This window comes from Hymenobacter segetis, assembly GCF_038448715.1.
Lineage (GTDB): Bacteria > Bacteroidota > Bacteroidia > Cytophagales > Hymenobacteraceae > Hymenobacter > Hymenobacter segetis.
In genome coordinates this window covers 1-14,021 of the sequence record NZ_JBCEVZ010000100.1, presented here as the reverse complement: position 1 = coordinate 14,021, position 14,021 = coordinate 1, and the positions used below count along the sequence as shown (strand labels likewise).

The 14,021-nt window shown below is 62.1% G+C and carries 13 protein-coding genes; 8 read left to right on the top strand and 5 right to left on the bottom strand.

Annotated elements, in window-relative coordinates:
* Positions 1 to 1,515, bottom strand: a 1,515-nt coding sequence (locus AAFH49_RS21635) for a TolC family protein (RefSeq protein ID WP_342301489.1), incomplete at its 3' end; no start/stop codon positions are given.
* Between the two features lie 73 nt (positions 1,516 to 1,588).
* Positions 1,589 to 2,269 (bottom strand): L-serine ammonia-lyase, iron-sulfur-dependent subunit beta, encoded by a 681-nt coding sequence (gene sdaAB, locus AAFH49_RS21630; protein ID WP_342301487.1) that lies wholly within the window; start codon positions 2,267 to 2,269, stop codon positions 1,589 to 1,591.
* Positions 2,270 to 2,538: 269 nt separating this feature from the next.
* On the opposite strand from sdaAB, the gene AAFH49_RS21625 reads away from it, so the two are divergent.
* Together AAFH49_RS21625 and AAFH49_RS21620 are read left to right on the top strand one after the other, a co-directional pair.
* Positions 2,539 to 3,534 (top strand): tryptophan 2,3-dioxygenase family protein, encoded by a 996-nt coding sequence (locus AAFH49_RS21625; RefSeq protein ID WP_342301485.1) that lies wholly within the window; start codon positions 2,539 to 2,541, stop codon positions 3,532 to 3,534.
* A gap of 252 nt (positions 3,535 to 3,786) precedes the next feature.
* Positions 3,787 to 4,419, top strand: a complete 633-nt coding sequence (locus AAFH49_RS21620; protein ID WP_342301484.1) for a M23 family metallopeptidase — start codon at positions 3,787 to 3,789, stop codon at positions 4,417 to 4,419.
* 29 nt (positions 4,420 to 4,448) lie between these two features.
* Here AAFH49_RS21620 and AAFH49_RS21615 read toward each other — a convergent pair whose 3' ends face one another.
* Together AAFH49_RS21615 and AAFH49_RS21610 are read right to left on the bottom strand one after the other, a co-directional pair.
* Complete coding sequence (locus AAFH49_RS21615; RefSeq protein ID WP_342301482.1) at positions 4,449 to 4,658, bottom strand: hypothetical protein; 210 nt, start codon at positions 4,656 to 4,658, stop codon at positions 4,449 to 4,451.
* Positions 4,659 to 4,826: 168 nt separating this feature from the next.
* Positions 4,827 to 6,146: an MFS transporter gene (locus AAFH49_RS21610; RefSeq protein ID WP_342301480.1), complete on the bottom strand. Its 1,320-nt coding sequence runs from the start codon at positions 6,144 to 6,146 to the stop codon at positions 4,827 to 4,829.
* Between the two features lie 149 nt (positions 6,147 to 6,295).
* Here AAFH49_RS21610 and AAFH49_RS21605 point away from each other — a divergent pair, with 149 nt between their 5' ends.
* Positions 6,296 to 7,867, top strand: coding sequence for an NAD(P)/FAD-dependent oxidoreductase (locus tag AAFH49_RS21605; RefSeq protein ID WP_342301479.1), 1,572 nt, complete (start codon positions 6,296 to 6,298; stop codon positions 7,865 to 7,867).
* Here the strand turns inward: AAFH49_RS21605 and AAFH49_RS21600 are convergent.
* Positions 7,864 to 8,541 (bottom strand): RNA polymerase sigma factor, encoded by a 678-nt coding sequence (locus AAFH49_RS21600; protein WP_342301478.1) that lies wholly within the window; start codon positions 8,539 to 8,541, stop codon positions 7,864 to 7,866. The two genes, AAFH49_RS21605 and AAFH49_RS21600, sit on opposite strands and share 4 nt — an antisense overlap.
* Before the next feature lie 143 nt (positions 8,542 to 8,684).
* Between AAFH49_RS21600 and AAFH49_RS21595 the strand changes: the two genes are divergently transcribed.
* From AAFH49_RS21595 to AAFH49_RS21575, 5 genes are all read left to right on the top strand, one after another.
* Positions 8,685 to 9,110, top strand: coding sequence for a hypothetical protein (locus AAFH49_RS21595; protein ID WP_342301477.1), 426 nt, complete (start codon positions 8,685 to 8,687; stop codon positions 9,108 to 9,110).
* A gap of 68 nt (positions 9,111 to 9,178) precedes the next feature.
* Positions 9,179 to 9,547, top strand: a complete 369-nt coding sequence (locus tag AAFH49_RS21590; RefSeq protein WP_342301476.1) for a CoA-binding protein — start codon at positions 9,179 to 9,181, stop codon at positions 9,545 to 9,547.
* Between the two features lie 195 nt (positions 9,548 to 9,742).
* Positions 9,743 to 12,010 (top strand): heavy metal translocating P-type ATPase, encoded by a 2,268-nt coding sequence (locus tag AAFH49_RS21585; protein ID WP_342301474.1) that lies wholly within the window; start codon positions 9,743 to 9,745, stop codon positions 12,008 to 12,010.
* A gap of 54 nt (positions 12,011 to 12,064) precedes the next feature.
* Positions 12,065 to 12,442 (top strand): cupredoxin domain-containing protein, encoded by a 378-nt coding sequence (locus AAFH49_RS21580; protein WP_342301472.1) that lies wholly within the window; start codon positions 12,065 to 12,067, stop codon positions 12,440 to 12,442.
* A gap of 37 nt (positions 12,443 to 12,479) precedes the next feature.
* Positions 12,480 to 14,021: hypothetical protein (locus AAFH49_RS21575; protein WP_342301471.1), on the top strand; the 1,542-nt coding region annotated here is incomplete at its 3' end.

Below are 14,021 nucleotides of genomic sequence, written 5' to 3'. Positions count from 1 at the left end.
GTCGAGCACCTTGCGGCGGAAAAAGAATTCGTACTTGGCCTGAATCATGTCCGATTCGGCAGCCGTAAGGTTGTTGCGGGCGATGTTGAAATCGGTTCCGTTCAGCAGGCCGTTGTTGAAGCGGATTTCGGCGTTGCGGAAAGCCAGGGCCAGCGCCTCCACCTGCCGCGAGCTGGCCGCGAAACGGCGCTGGGCCGCCAGCGCATCAGCATAGCTCTGCTCGATGGACTGGCGCAGCTGCAAGCGCGTCTGCTCGGCGCGCACCTCGCTTTGCTGAATGTTGATTTGGGCCCGCTGCACGCCCACCCGCGTTTGCAGGCCATTGAGAATGGGCACCTGCAGCGTGAATTGCAGAAATTCGCCCCGGTTGTCGCGCAGCTGGTCCAGAAACCGGTAGGGCAGCACATCAAACGCCGGCTGCGGGATGATATAGGTGGTGGGCGAGTAGCCAAGCGGCGCGGCCGGGTCCACCTGGTACACGGGCGTCAGGTTGAACTTATCCGTGCGCAAAACCGACTGATTCCGCACCGACGAAAAACCGGTCGAAATGCCCCCGGCCATGGTCAGGCGCGGGTAGTAGCCGCCCTTGGCAATGTCGAGGTTGCGCTGCGAGCTGAGCACACGCAGCTCGGCCGCCTTGATTTCGGGCAGCTTCTGGCGGGCTATTTCGTAGGTGGCGTTGGGGTCCAGCTCGCCCGATGCGGTGGTGAGTGTAGAAGGGTCCGGCAGCGTGGGCACCACCACTTCGAAGCGGCGGGCGGTGGCCGGGTCGAGGTTCATTTGCTGCACCAGGGCCAGTTGGGCCAGGGCCAGCTGGTTTTGGGCCGTCACGAGGGTGCGCTCCTCACCGGCCAGCTGGGCGCGGCTGTCGAGCACGTTGCCTTCGGCCACGGCCCCGGCTTTCAGCAGCTTTTCGCTGCGGCTCACCTGCTCGCGCACGGTGCTCATACGCGCCTCGGATGCCCGGATAAGCTCCTGCGCCAGCAGCAACTGCAAGAACGACGAGGCCACGTTCAACGACAAGTCATTGCGCGCCTTTTCCACGTCGGCCAGCGTGGCCTGCGCATCAAGCACGCCCTGCTTAATGGTGTTGCGAAGCTGGAAGCCCGAAAACAACGTCACCTGGCCCTGCGCCGAAAAGTTGTTGGCCCGCACGTTCACGGCTTGGAACTGGTTCGTGAAGGGGTCTTTGTTGGTGCCGAAGCTGAAGCTCTGGGTGCCGTTGAGGGCGGCGGTGGGCAGCAGCGCGGCGCGGTTTAGGCGCGTCACGGCGGCCTGCTGCTGGGCGGTGAGCTCGCTTTGGCGCACGGTCAGGTTGTGCGCCACGGCGTAGTCAACGGCCGCTTGCAGCGTCCAGGGGCCGCTGGGGGCGGCGGCGGGCTGGCCCAACACCGCCGGCGGCGCGGGCGTAGTCTGGGCCTGGGCGCTGGCCGTGGCCAGCAGCGTGCCCACGACCACCAGCCCCAAGGGCCGGGGCCGCGCCAGATGAAAAAATGACGTATTCCTTCGTTTCATTGCGCAGAAAAATTGGTGCTTCGGTGGTAGGAGTGTAATCGATTGGCCGGCCGTTTTATTACACGGCCAGGCCTTATTCCAGCGTTGGAATGTAGGTGATGCCCTGCACCCAGCTCAGCTGACGCAGGTAGGCCAGGGTTATTTCTTTAATCGGGCTGTCCATTTCGATAAACTGCCGGGCGGCGTCGTTGCGGCCCTTGCGGCTCACCATCATGGTGGCGATGTTGCATTGGTCGTGGGCGATGACGGAGGCGATGAAGGCAATGGAGCCGGGCACATCGTCGGCATCGATAATGAGCGTGTGCAGCGCACCCGAAAAATCGGCCGGAAAGCCGTCCACTTCCACAATGCGAATCACGCCGCCGCCCCGGCTCTGGCCCACCACTTCCACGCGGCGGCCGGTGGCCCCATCCAGCAGGTTCAGCTTGATGGTGTTGGGGTGCATGGTGGAGGCATTGCCCACACTCTGAAAGGTATAGCGCAGGCCGGCGGCCTCGGCATGGTCGAACGCGGTGCGGATGCGGGTGTCGTCGGGCGCGTAGCCCAGCAGGCCGGCCACGATGGCGCGGTCCGAGCCGTGGCCCTCATACGTGCGAGCAAACGAGTTGTAAAACGTGACCACCGCCTCGGTGGGGACGGCCCCCAGAATGCGGATGGCGGCCCGCGCAATGCGCACCACGCCGGCCGTGTGCGACGAGCTCGGCCCAATCATCACGGGCCCAATCATATCAAAAATGCTGGATTTTTCAGCCATAGAAAGGTACCTTCGGTCGGTTTGGAAGGCTAAAAGTAGCGGTTGCGTGGCGGACTATGCGGTTATTCAGCCTGGCACTATTCACACAATAAATTTCCGGCGCAAATTCTTTTCATCCGGTATTCGAGGGCAAAGATGCGCCCCAACCGTTTTGGTTGCGAATTGTTCGGCACGCCGCGTAAAAACCCACTTTGTAAAGTCAGCTTTTTAACGATATTTGTTGCGGGCCACCCAGCCTGTTCCCACCATCCCACCTCACTCCCATTTTCATGTCACCCTCTCCCACCCAGGAGGAGTTCTCTCCCGCCGTGCTGATGCAGCTGCGCCGGCTCCAGGAGAAATACGCCCCCGACGGCCAGGACCTCGCCGCCTACCTCGAAGGTCTGTACCACGCCAAATACGTTAACTACTGGGATTATATCGAGTTAGACACGCTACTCTCCCTCCAACGCCCGCTCACCAATATTCCCGATGAGCGGATTTTCATCATGTACCACCAGATTTCGGAGCTGTATTTCAAGCTCTGCCTGTGTGAATACGAGCAAATCGGCGACCTCAAGCAGCCTACGCTGGGCGAAGTTGTGCTGCGCATCGGCCGCATCAACCGCTATTTCGATAACCTCATCGACTCGTTCGATGTGATGGTCGACGGCATGGACAAGCAGCAGTTCCTCGATTTCCGCATGGCCCTGATGCCCGCCTCGGGCTTCCAGAGCGTGCAGTACCGCATGATTGAGATTGCCAGCACCAGCCTCGAAAACCTCACCGACGAGGCCAAGCGCCAGGCCCTGGGCAAGGCCTCGGCCTACGACTACGACGAGCTGCTGGGCTGCATCTACTGGAAAGCCGGGGCCACCATCGAAGCCAGCGGCGCCAAAGCTCTTACCCTCATCGAATTCGAGCGCAAGTACACCGCCGACCTGGTGCGCCACGCCGAAGCCTTCCACCACCGTAACGTGTGGGCCGTGGTGCAACGCCTGCCCGAAGAGGACCGCAACCACCCGCGCCTGCTGCGCGCCCTGCGCCAGCTCGACATCAGCGTGAATGTGAACTGGCCGCTGATGCACTTCAAATCGGCAGTGCGCTACCTGCAGCGCAACCCCACCGACGTGGCTGCCACGGGCGGCACCAATTGGCGCAGCTACCTGCCTCCCAAGTTCCAGCGCCGCATCTTCTACCCCCAGCTCTGGAGCGCCCAGGAGCTCGAAGACTGGGGCAAAGGCTGGGTCGAAAGCGTGCTGGAAGAAACCGGCGTAAGCGCGTAGAAAACTAAAACGAGGGGTTATGGACTGCCGCAAGGCAGTTCCGTAACCCCTCGCTAATTTTCCGGCTATGCGAACCATCCTCACTATTGCTTGCGCATTGGCACTGCGGCTGCCGGGCCATTGCCAGTCGCAGCTTGCCAATGTCTACCACGTGCAAAACGAGGACGGAACCGTATCGGTATAACGAGGACGGAACCGTATCGGTATAACGAGGACGGAACCGTATCGGTATTTGGAAGCAACGCGGGTTTCGTGCCCTATACGGTGGCGCTGAATGCCAAACTGGTGCATATGACCAGTAGCGTGGTACTGCCCGCCAAAATCGTAGTATATCCAGGAAAACAGTCGGTTTTGTTAGCTAGGCTTACTCCTGAGCCCAATCAAACGTCATCGTTCCGCTACGATTGCCCCTACCAGATTGGGGCATATACCGGCTTGCAACCCGATACGAGCTACGTCTACGCGCTGCCTTTCAAGCGGCGAACTGGCGAGCAAATGCCTAACTGCAACACCAATAATAAAGACCTTCCCGGAAACCCGCATCCCTACTTTTTCAGTTTAGCCAAAGGCACACCTATTCACGCAAGCCGTGCCGGAATTGTAGCCAGCATCAGGCAGGATTTGAAAGGCAATAAAGGGCCCAAGGCAAATTATATCATTGTGTACCACGCGGACGGCAGCTACGCGTGGTATCAAAATCTAAAGCACGAAAGTGTGGCCGTTCGCATCGGGCAGCAGGTGGCCGAGGGAGATTTGCTGAGCTACTACGGCGGAACTAAGCAAAACGCAGGCTTCTATTTCACGGTGGAATATCCCGGCGCAATCTATCCAATAGCAGTGCCGGCCGTTTTCCGGGTAGACGACAAAATCGTCCGCTTCCACTAGTATTAGGCCGAATGCCCAACCAGCTTCCGCTACCGTCGGTTGGTGCCGTACATTTTCCACCGGCCAAAAAAAGCAACCGCTGCGGCAACTATGACCAGCCCTATCGTGGCGTAGCGGAATCCACCCTGGCCGGTTTGCGTCCAGCTCCACCAGGCCACAATGCCCGCCAGAAACATCAACGTGGTGACCAGCAAAAGCCGCATGGTGGAAACGTACGGGGACTTCATTAGGGATTTCATGGCTGAAATAGTTTAGTGACAGAACGAATGAGTAAGCTGACAAACGCCAGCAAACAGCATCAAACCACTGCCGACGAGTTTGCAAGCACTCTAATATAATAATATTACTGAGCTTAAGCAAGTAGTATGGAGGAAGACTTGATTGACCGATGCGAGCCCGCCAGGGGCCTACTCCGCCATCGTGCCCTTTTCAGCCCGCGTTTCGCCCATACGCCAGTATACTAGCAGCGAAAGCAGCGCGCAGCCCGTCACGTACCAGTAAAACCATTCTTCCACGCCGTGCTGCTTGGCGAATAAGGCCACGTACTCGGCCGTGCCACCGAAAATGGCCACCGTGAGGGCGAAAGGCAGCCCCACGCCCAGAGCCCGGATTTCGGTCGGGAACAACTCCGCCTTCACCACCGCGCTGATGGAAGTGTAGCCGCTCACCACAAACAGCGCCGCGATGAGCAGGCCCGCCGCCAGCCACGCATCGTGCGTCTGGGCCAGCTGCCGCAGCAGCGGCACCGTGCCCAGCGTGGCCCCAATGCCGAACATAAGCAGCACCGGCCGCCGCCCCACCTTGTCGGAAATGGCGCCCAGCAAGGGCTGAAACAGCAGCGCCACGGCCATCACTCCGAACGAAATCAGGGTGGCCTGCTCCTTGGAAAAACCCGAAGTATTGACCAGAAATTTCTGGGCGTAGGTGGTGAAGGTATAGAACGCCAGCGTGCCGCCCAGCGTGAGGCCCACCACGGTGAGCACGGCGCGTGGATGCTGCATCAGCAAGCGAAACTGGCTGGGCGAAGGGGCGCGGCCTTCGCCTTCGGGGTTGGCCAAAACGGCATTTTGCTGCTGCTCGAAGGCCTCGGTTTCGCCCATGTGCGTGCGCAGGTAGAGCGCGCCCATCGCCGCCAGCGCCCCGATGACGAACGGTACGCGCCAGCCCCATTCGCCCAACTGCGCCGGCGTGAGCAGCTGCTGCAGGCCCAGCTGCACCACCAGCGCCAGCAGCTGCCCGCCCATCAGGGTGAGGTACTGAAAGCTGGACCAGAAGCCCCGGTGTTTCGCGCCGGCCATCTCGCTCAGGTAGGTGGCCGAGGTGCCGTACTCGCCCCCCACGCTGATGCCCTGCACCAGCCGGGCCAGCAGCAGCAGCGCCGGCGCGGCCACCCCAATACTGGCGTAACCCGGCGCGGCCGCAATCAGCAGCGAGCCGCCGGCCATGAGCCGCACCGAAAGCAGCAGTGCCGCCCGGCGGCCATTGCGGTCGGCATACGCGCCCAGCAGCCAGGCTCCCAACGGCCGCATGAGAAAGCCCACCGCAAAAATCGCGGCCGTATTCAGGAGCTGGGCCGTGGCATTACCCTTCGGGAAAAAGACGGGGGCGAAGTAGAGGGCAAAAGCCGAGTAAGCGTACCAGTCGTACCACTCGACCAGGTTGCCGATGGAGCCGCTGATAATGGAGCGTAGCCGCGAAGCCGGCGTTGAAAGCGTAGCTGTAGTCATGGGGCAAATAAACGATTCGCGGCTTGCCACGGCTGAGACTTTTTGCTTTTTCGCTCGGATTGCCGCGCTGCAATGGCCGTAACTTTGTAGTTGCGTTGAGCAATAAACTGCCCGCACCCAAAAGGATAGCCACCTTTCATATTACACAAATGTTAAAACAAGAATTAGAAATCCTCCTCGCCCCGGAGGTTGCTTTTGATGAGTTGGCGCGCTACGAAGCCATTCTAGCGCAGGCTGGATTAGCCCCGGGAGAAGCCGATTTTGTGCATCTGCGCCGCCGTTCTATTGATGCGCGGGGCCGGCAAGCACTTGTGCGCCTACGCGCCGACATATACCTCTCTACACCACCCAGTGAGCTATTTGGCCCCTGGTTTGTTTATCCAAATGTTAAAACAAATAATCCCCGTGTACTCATAATTGGCGCAGGACCGGCAGGGTTGTTTGCAGCGTTGCGCTGCCTGGAACTGGGGCTGAAACCAATCGTGCTGGAGCGCGGCCGGGATGTGCGTACGCGCCGCCGCGACCTTGCCGCCATCAACAAAGACCAGATAGTAAATCCTGATTCCAATTACTGCTTTGGCGAAGGCGGGGCCGGTACCTATTCGGATGGCAAACTCTATACCCGCGCCACCAAGCGTGGCGATGTAGGCCGCGTGCTCCGCCGCCTGGTGCAGCACGGCGCGACACCCGATATTTTGGTAGACGCCCACCCCCACATCGGCACCAATAAGCTGCCGGCCGTGGTGCAGGCGCTGCGCGAAGCAATTATCGAAGCGGGCGGCGAAGTGCGTTTTGAAACCCGCGTGACCGACCTGCTGCTGGAGAGTAACCAGCTGCGCGGCGTGGTCACGGCCAGCGGCGAGGCCATTGAGGCGGAGGCGACCATTTTGGCCACCGGCCACTCGGCCCGCGACATCTACGAGCTGCTGCACCGGCGCGGTGTACTCATCGAGGCCAAGCCCTTCGCGCTGGGCGTACGGGTCGAGCATCAGCAGGAATTGATTGACCAGGCGCAGTACCGCCGGGCCGAGCGTGGGCTACTGCCGGCCGCTTCCTACTCGCTCGTGCACCAGACGGAGGTGCGCGGCGAGCAGCGCGGCGTGTTTTCGTTTTGCATGTGCCCGGGCGGGTTCATCGTGCCGGCGGCCACGGCCCCCGGCGAGGTAGTGGTGAACGGCATGAGCCCAAGCCGCCGCGATTCGCGCTTTGCCAACTCCGGCATTGTGGCCGCCGTGGAGCTTTCGGATATGGACGTGAAGCAGCACGGCCCGCTGGCCGGCCTGCACTTTCAGCAGCAGATTGAGCAGCTGGCCTGCCAGGCGGCAGGCGGCACCCAGCAGGCTCCGGCCCAATTGCTCGGCGACTTTCTCAAAAACAAAACCTCCGCCAGCCTGCTCGAAACTTCTTATCAGCCCGGCCTCGTGTCGGTGCGCATGGACGACGTGCTGGGGCCGGTGCTGGCCGAGCGACTGCGCCAGGGCTTCCGCGATTTCGGCCGGAAGATTCCCGGCTATGCCACCAATGCGGCCCAGATTGTGGGTGTGGAAAGCCGCACTTCGGCCCCCATCCGCATTCCGCGCGATAAGGACACGCTACGGCATCCGGTGGTGGCGGGGCTGTACCCGTGCGGCGAGGGCGCGGGCTACGCGGGCGGCATCGTGTCGGCGGCGATGGACGGCGAGCGTTGCGCCGAGGCGGTGAGGGCGGCGGTACTTCGCTAGTTGCGGGGCAGCGGCATTGGTAGCGTGCCCAGGCGCGCCAGCACCCGGCGTACCATCCGGGTGCAGTGTGCGCCTAGGAAGGCGAAGGCGTGCTGCGGGGCAAAACCGGCCAGTTGGGCGCGCAGCTGCTCGCGGGCCCGCAGCAGACGCACTTTCACGTTGGCCTCGCTGAGCTGCAGGGCTGCCGCGGTGGCGGCCACGCTCAGGCCTTCTACTTCGCGCAGCACAAACACGCTGCGGTATTTGTCGGGCAGCGCCTGCACGGCGGCTTCAAGGGCTTCGCGCAACTCATCGTTCAGCACGGTTTGCAAAGGTGTTGGGACATCAGCGACGGGCTCCGGCTCGTCGTCGGATGCGGTTTCGAGGTCAACAAAGCGTTGCTGATGCCGCCGGTCCATCAGGCATTCGTTGAGCATGATGCGGGTGAGCCAGGTCGGAAAGCTGGCCCGGCCCGCAAAGCTCCCAAGCTGCATGTAGGCCTTGACCCAGGCATTCTGCATGGCTTCTTCGGCGGCGGCGGGCTGGCCCAATACGGCCACACCGGTGCGGAACAAACGCTGATTATAGCGCCGCATGAGCAGCTCAAAAAGTTGCTTCTCGCCCGCCAGCACCCGGCCGATGACTTCCGCATCGGATAGTGGCGTGTACGGCATGAGGGCCAGGGACGGCAGCATGATGATTCAGGGATGATTTGCGCTGGAGATATTTATTGGATGCGGCGACCAGTGGCCAGGTTACAATAAAATATATATTATAATATGTAACCCGCCGAAGGGGTAATTCATCCAATGGCAACAACCTTTTAACCCCCATTGCCATGTTACCTTCCGCCAACTTTCCCTACGCCGGGCCCGCTGCCCGGCCCGCAACCACCCCGGCCCATACCGTGGTCCGGGTCCTGACCCTCACCTACGGCGTGGTGCCCATCGTGGCTGGCCTCGACAAATTCACGAACCTGCTCACCAACTGGGAGGCCTACCTCGCGCCAGGCCTGGTGAAGATGCTGCCGGTTTCGGCGCATTCGTTTATGATGCTGGTGGGCATCATTGAAATAGTGGCCGGCGCGCTGGTGCTACTGCGCCCCCACCTTGGGGCTCGCGTGGTGATGGCCTGGCTCACGGCCATTGCCCTGACCCTGCTGGGCAGCGGCCGCTACCTCGACGTGGCCGTGCGCGACCTGGTGATGGCCGTGGGAGCCTGGGCCCTTGCCCACCTGAGCTCGCCCCGCCAGCCGCAGGCATAACCCGGCAGCCCAGCGGGCGGTTATTGCGTATATAAGCTCAAGCGTCTTTCTATACGTATTAACCTCTTATGGAATCCCCGAAAAAAACCCTCGTTCTCGGAGCCTCAGATAATCCTGCCCGCTATTCCTATCGGGCGGCGCACATGCTCAAAAACCACGGCCACGAGGTGGTGCCGGTGGGCATCCGCAAAGGCCAGGTAGCCGGGCTCGACATTCACACCGACCGCCCTCAGGAAACGGACATCGACACGGTGACGCTCTACGTGGGGCCGCAAAACCAGCCAGCCTGGTACGACTACATTCTGGACCTGCAACCCAAGCGCATTCTCTTCAACCCCGGCACCGAAAACCCCGAGCTGGAACGACTGGCCCAGCAGCGCGGCATTCAGACCGAGGAAGCCTGTACGCTGGTGCTGCTCTCGATTGGGCAGTATTAACTGAGCTGGAATTTACTGCGGCACGCCCCCCGAAACTTGGTTTCGGGGGGCGTGCTTGCTTTTACGGGGCTGCAACCGGTAGTTGTCAAGGGTCGAATTATGCATGTTTTTGGCCTGATTCCGTAACATGCCTGGGGCCGGGATGCCCGAATTTTGCACCATCACCCGGCACCTCCTCACCGGTGCTCGTACTATATGTCACCCTCCCCCGAAACCACCACCCTCGACATTGAAGGCATGAGCTGCGCCGCCTGCGCCTCGGCGGTGGAAAAATCGCTGGCCCGCACGCCCGGCGTGCAAAGCGCGCTCGTGAACTTCGCCACCGAAAAGGCCACCGTGCAGTACCTGCCCGGCCAGGCCACGCCCGCCACCCTGAAAGCCGCCGTGGAAAACGCGGGCTACGGGGTAGTGGAACGTGCCCCCGACACCAGCGCGGCCGACCGTCAGGCCGAAATCGACGCCCAGAAAGCTGAGGCCTACCGCCAGCTCAAGCGCCGATTTAGTGTGGCGGCCGGGCTCGCCGTTGTGATTATGGCGCTGAGCATGCTGATGCTTTGGCCCGCGATGATGGCCCGCCTCAACATGCAAGCCCTGAACTGGGCCCTGCTCCTGCTCACACTGCCGGTGCTGCTATTCAGCGGACGCGAGTTTTACGTGTCAGCCTGGAACGGCTTTCGACACCGGGCCGCCAACATGGACACGCTGATTGCCGTGGGCACCGGCGCGGCGTTTATCTATAGCCTCGCCGCCACTGTTGCGCCCAGGTTTTTCCTCAGCCGGGGGCTGCGGCCCGAAGTTTACTACGACACCACGGCTACCATCATCGCCCTGATTTTGCTAGGCAAGGTGCTGGAGCTGCGCGCCAAAACCCAGACCTCGGCCGCCATGCGCAGCCTCATCGGCTTGCAGGCCAAAACGGCCCGCGTGGTGCGGCCCGACGGCCAGGAAATCGACGTGGATATCAATCAGGTAAAATTGGGCGATATCGTGCTGGTGCGCCCCGGCGAAAAAGTGGCCACCGACGGCCTCATCACCGAAGGCCGTTCGGCCCTCGACGAAGCCATGCTCACCGGCGAAAGCCTGCCCGTGGAAAAGCAGGCCGGCGATGCCGTGTTCGGGGCCACGCTCAACAAAACCGGCTCCTTCCGCTTCCGCGTGACCAAAGTGGGGGCCGATACCTTGCTGGCCCAGATTGTGAAGCTGGTGGAAGATGCCCAGGGCAGCCGCGCCCCCATTCAGCGGCTGGCCGATAAAGTCAGCGCCGTTTTTGTGCCCACGGTGGTGGTTATCGCCATTCTCACGTTTGTGCTGTGGTTCGATTTGGCCCCGGCGGGTACGCGGCTGCCGCTGGCGCTGGTCAATTTTGTGGCCGTGCTCATCATTGCCTGCCCGTGCGCGCTGGGCCTGGCCACGCCCACGGCCATCATGGTGAGCACCGGCAAGGGAGCCGAACACGGCGTGCTCATCCGCAACGCCGAGGCCCTGGAAAAAGCCTACCAAGTGAACACCGTGCTGCTCGACAAAACCGGCACCATCACCCAGGGCGAGCCGGCCGTGACTGATTTCCATCCCGCCCCCGGCCAGAACCCGGAGCAACTGCTGGCGCTGGCCGCCGCCGTGGAGCGACAAAGCGAGCACCCACTGGCCGCCGCCGTAGTGCGCTACGCCGAGGCCCAAAAGGCCGCTTCCCAGTCAGCCACCGATTTCCGGGCCGTGGAAGGCCGGGGGGCCACGGCCACGGTGGCGGGCCAGACCGTGCTCATCGGCAATGCCGGCTTGCTGGCCGAAGCGGGCATCACGCTTTCGGCGGAGCTGGCGGCGCAGGCCGCCCAACTGCTAGCACAGGCCAAAACCGTGCTCTACATAGCAGTAGCCAGCCAAGCCGCTGGCCTCATCGGCGTGGCCGACACCGTGCGCGAAACCTCCCGCACCGCTATTCAGCGCCTGCAAAAAATGGGACTCGAAGTGGTGATGATGACCGGCGACAACCCCGAAACCGCCGCCCAAGTAGCCGGGCAGGTGGGCATCACGCGCTACTTTGCCGAGGTGCTGCCCGCCGATAAAGCCTCCCAGGTGAAAGCCCTGCAAGCCGAGGGCCGCGTGGTGGCCATGGTGGGCGACGGCATCAACGACGCGCCGGCGCTGGCCCAGGCCGACATCGGGCTGGCCATGGGCGGCGGCACCGACGTGGCCATGGAAACCGCCGGTATTACCCTCATGCGCTCCGATTTGCAGGGCGTAGTTACGGCCATCGAGCTGAGCCGCCAAACCATTCGTACCATTCGCCAGAACCTGTTTTTTGCCTTCGTGTATAATACGCTGGGCATTCCCATCGCGGCCGGGGCCTTGTACCCGGTGTTCGGCATTCTGCTTTCGCCCATGCTGGCGGCCGGGGCCATGGCGCTGAGCTCGGTTTCGGTGCTCACCAACTCGCTGCGGCTACGGGGCTTTCGGGCCGAATAACCAACATGTATACCGGCCAGGTACCTTCTGACGTGGCCTTATTCCCTCATTACTATGGATGCTTCCTCAATCATCGTCACCATTGCCGGCTTGGCGCTGGCTGGGTTTGTGGTCTGGTATTTCTTTCTTTCATCGCGGCCGGTGGCCAGCGCCGTGTCGTCGTCGGGCGGCGTGCAGGAAGTTGATATTACCGTAAAAGGCGGCTATTCGCCCGACGTTATTGAGGTGGAGCGCGGCAAGCCGGTGCGGCTGAATTTCTACCGCGACGAGGAAAACAGCTGCTCCGAAGAACTACTGCTGCCTGATTTCAGCATTCGGCGCGACCTGCCGGCCTTCAAAACCACGCTCATCGAGCTGCTGCCCCAGCAGCCGGGCCGCTTCGATTTCACCTGCGGCATGGGCATGCTGCGCGGCACCCTCCTCGTGAAATAACCGCTCAACTCCTTCAACGCTACCAACTCGCTATTTTATGAAACCGCTTCTTCTGACTTCTCTGGGCCTGTTGCTGGGCACTTCGGCTATCGCCCAACACACCCACATGCCGGGCATGGATATGTCGATGCCAATGCCGGCGCCCAAACCGAAACCCAAGCCGGCTGCACCCCGGCCCAAACCCAAAGCCGCTCACCCGGCCCCCACACCGCGCCCAAAACCTGCCGCGACCGCCGCCGCTGCCGATACTACCCGCGCCAAAGTGGCTCCCGCCCCGGCCATGCCGGGAATGGATATGCCCGGCATGAACATGCCCGCGCCGGCTCCGACAACCGCGCCCGCTACTGCACCAGCCCCCGCCATGCCCGGCATGAGCGACCACAACATGCAAGGCCACGACATGCCCGGCATGAACATGGGCACCGCCGACATGGCTGCCGACAGCAGTGGCATGATGATGGAAATGCGCAATTCCTTCTCCAAAAACCTGCCCATGACGCGCCAGGGCTCGGGCACCAGCTGGCACCCCGATTCATCCCCAATGTACATGCAGATGTACCAGTCGAAAGGCTGGGACGTGATGCTGATGTACTCGGTTTTCCTGCGCTACACCAGCCAGAATTTCAACCATAGCGCCCTGCGCGGCGATGCTAATTTCCGCGCCAACTCCTATGTGATGGGCATGGCTAACCACCTGGTGGGCCAGCGCGGGCTGTTCAGCATCCAGGCCATGGTGACGGCCGACCCGCTCACGGTGGGCGGCGCGGGCTACCCGCTGCTGTTCCAGACCGGCGAGTCGTGGCAGGGCGAAAAGCTGCACGACCACCAGCACCCGCACGATTTCGTGAGCGCCCTGGCCGTGGCCTACACCTACGCCGCCAGCTCCGATGTGGACCTCACCGCCTACCTCGGCTACCCCGGCGAGCCGGCCATCGGGCCGCCCGTGTTCATGCACCGGCCTTCGGCGGCCAACCTGCCCGCCGCCCCGCTGGGCCACCACTGGCAGGATGCCACCCACATTCAGTTCGGCGTGGCCACGCTGGGCGTGCGCTACCGCAACGCCAAGCTCGAAGGCTCCTTGTTTACGGGCCGCGAGCCCAACGAAAACCGCTACAGCTTCGACCGGCCGCGCTTCGATTCCTACAGCGCCCGCCTCTCGGTGAACCCGTCCGACAACCTAGCGCTGCAAGTCTCGGCCGCCCACCTCAAAAGCCCCGAAGAATTAGAACCCAACGACAACGTGGACCGCACCAGCGCCTCGGTGCTGCACAATGCCAACGTGGGCAAGGAAAGCATCCTCTCCACCACCGCCGTGTGGGGCATGAACCGCCACAGCGGCATCGGCGAGGAAACGACCTACTCCAATTCCTTCCTGCTCGAAAGCAACCTCCAGGCCCGCCAGTTCAACCTCTTCACCCGCCTCGAAACGCTGCAACTCAACTACGACGAGTTGCTGCTGCCCGCCCCTACCGACCACGATGCCCACGCCAACCGCTCGGTAGAGGCTTTCACCATCGGCGCATCCAAATACATCGCCAAAACCAAAGCCGGCTGGCTCGACCTCGGCCTCACCGGCACC

Bases quoted from the DNA above. Each gene is read 5' to 3' on its own strand.
- AAFH49_RS21600 (WP_342301478.1), bottom strand. From the start codon at position 8,541: ATGCTGCCGTCCCTGGCCCTCATGCCGTACACGCCACTATCCGATGCG.
- AAFH49_RS21590 (WP_342301476.1), top strand. From the start codon at position 9,179: ATGGAATCCCCGAAAAAAACCCTCGTTCTCGGAGCCTCAGATAATCCT.
- AAFH49_RS21605 (WP_342301479.1), top strand. From the start codon at position 6,296: ATGTTAAAACAAGAATTAGAAATCCTCCTCGCCCCGGAGGTTGCTTTT.
- sdaAB (WP_342301487.1), bottom strand. From the start codon at position 2,269: ATGGCTGAAAAATCCAGCATTTTTGATATGATTGGGCCCGTGATGATT.
- AAFH49_RS21615 (WP_342301482.1), bottom strand. From the start codon at position 4,658: ATGAAATCCCTAATGAAGTCCCCGTACGTTTCCACCATGCGGCTTTTG.
- AAFH49_RS21625 (WP_342301485.1), top strand. From the start codon at position 2,539: ATGTCACCCTCTCCCACCCAGGAGGAGTTCTCTCCCGCCGTGCTGATG.
- AAFH49_RS21585 (WP_342301474.1), top strand. From the start codon at position 9,743: ATGTCACCCTCCCCCGAAACCACCACCCTCGACATTGAAGGCATGAGC.
- AAFH49_RS21610 (WP_342301480.1), bottom strand. From the start codon at position 6,146: ATGACTACAGCTACGCTTTCAACGCCGGCTTCGCGGCTACGCTCCATT.
- AAFH49_RS21580 (WP_342301472.1), top strand. From the start codon at position 12,065: ATGGATGCTTCCTCAATCATCGTCACCATTGCCGGCTTGGCGCTGGCT.
- AAFH49_RS21595 (WP_342301477.1), top strand. From the start codon at position 8,685: ATGTTACCTTCCGCCAACTTTCCCTACGCCGGGCCCGCTGCCCGGCCC.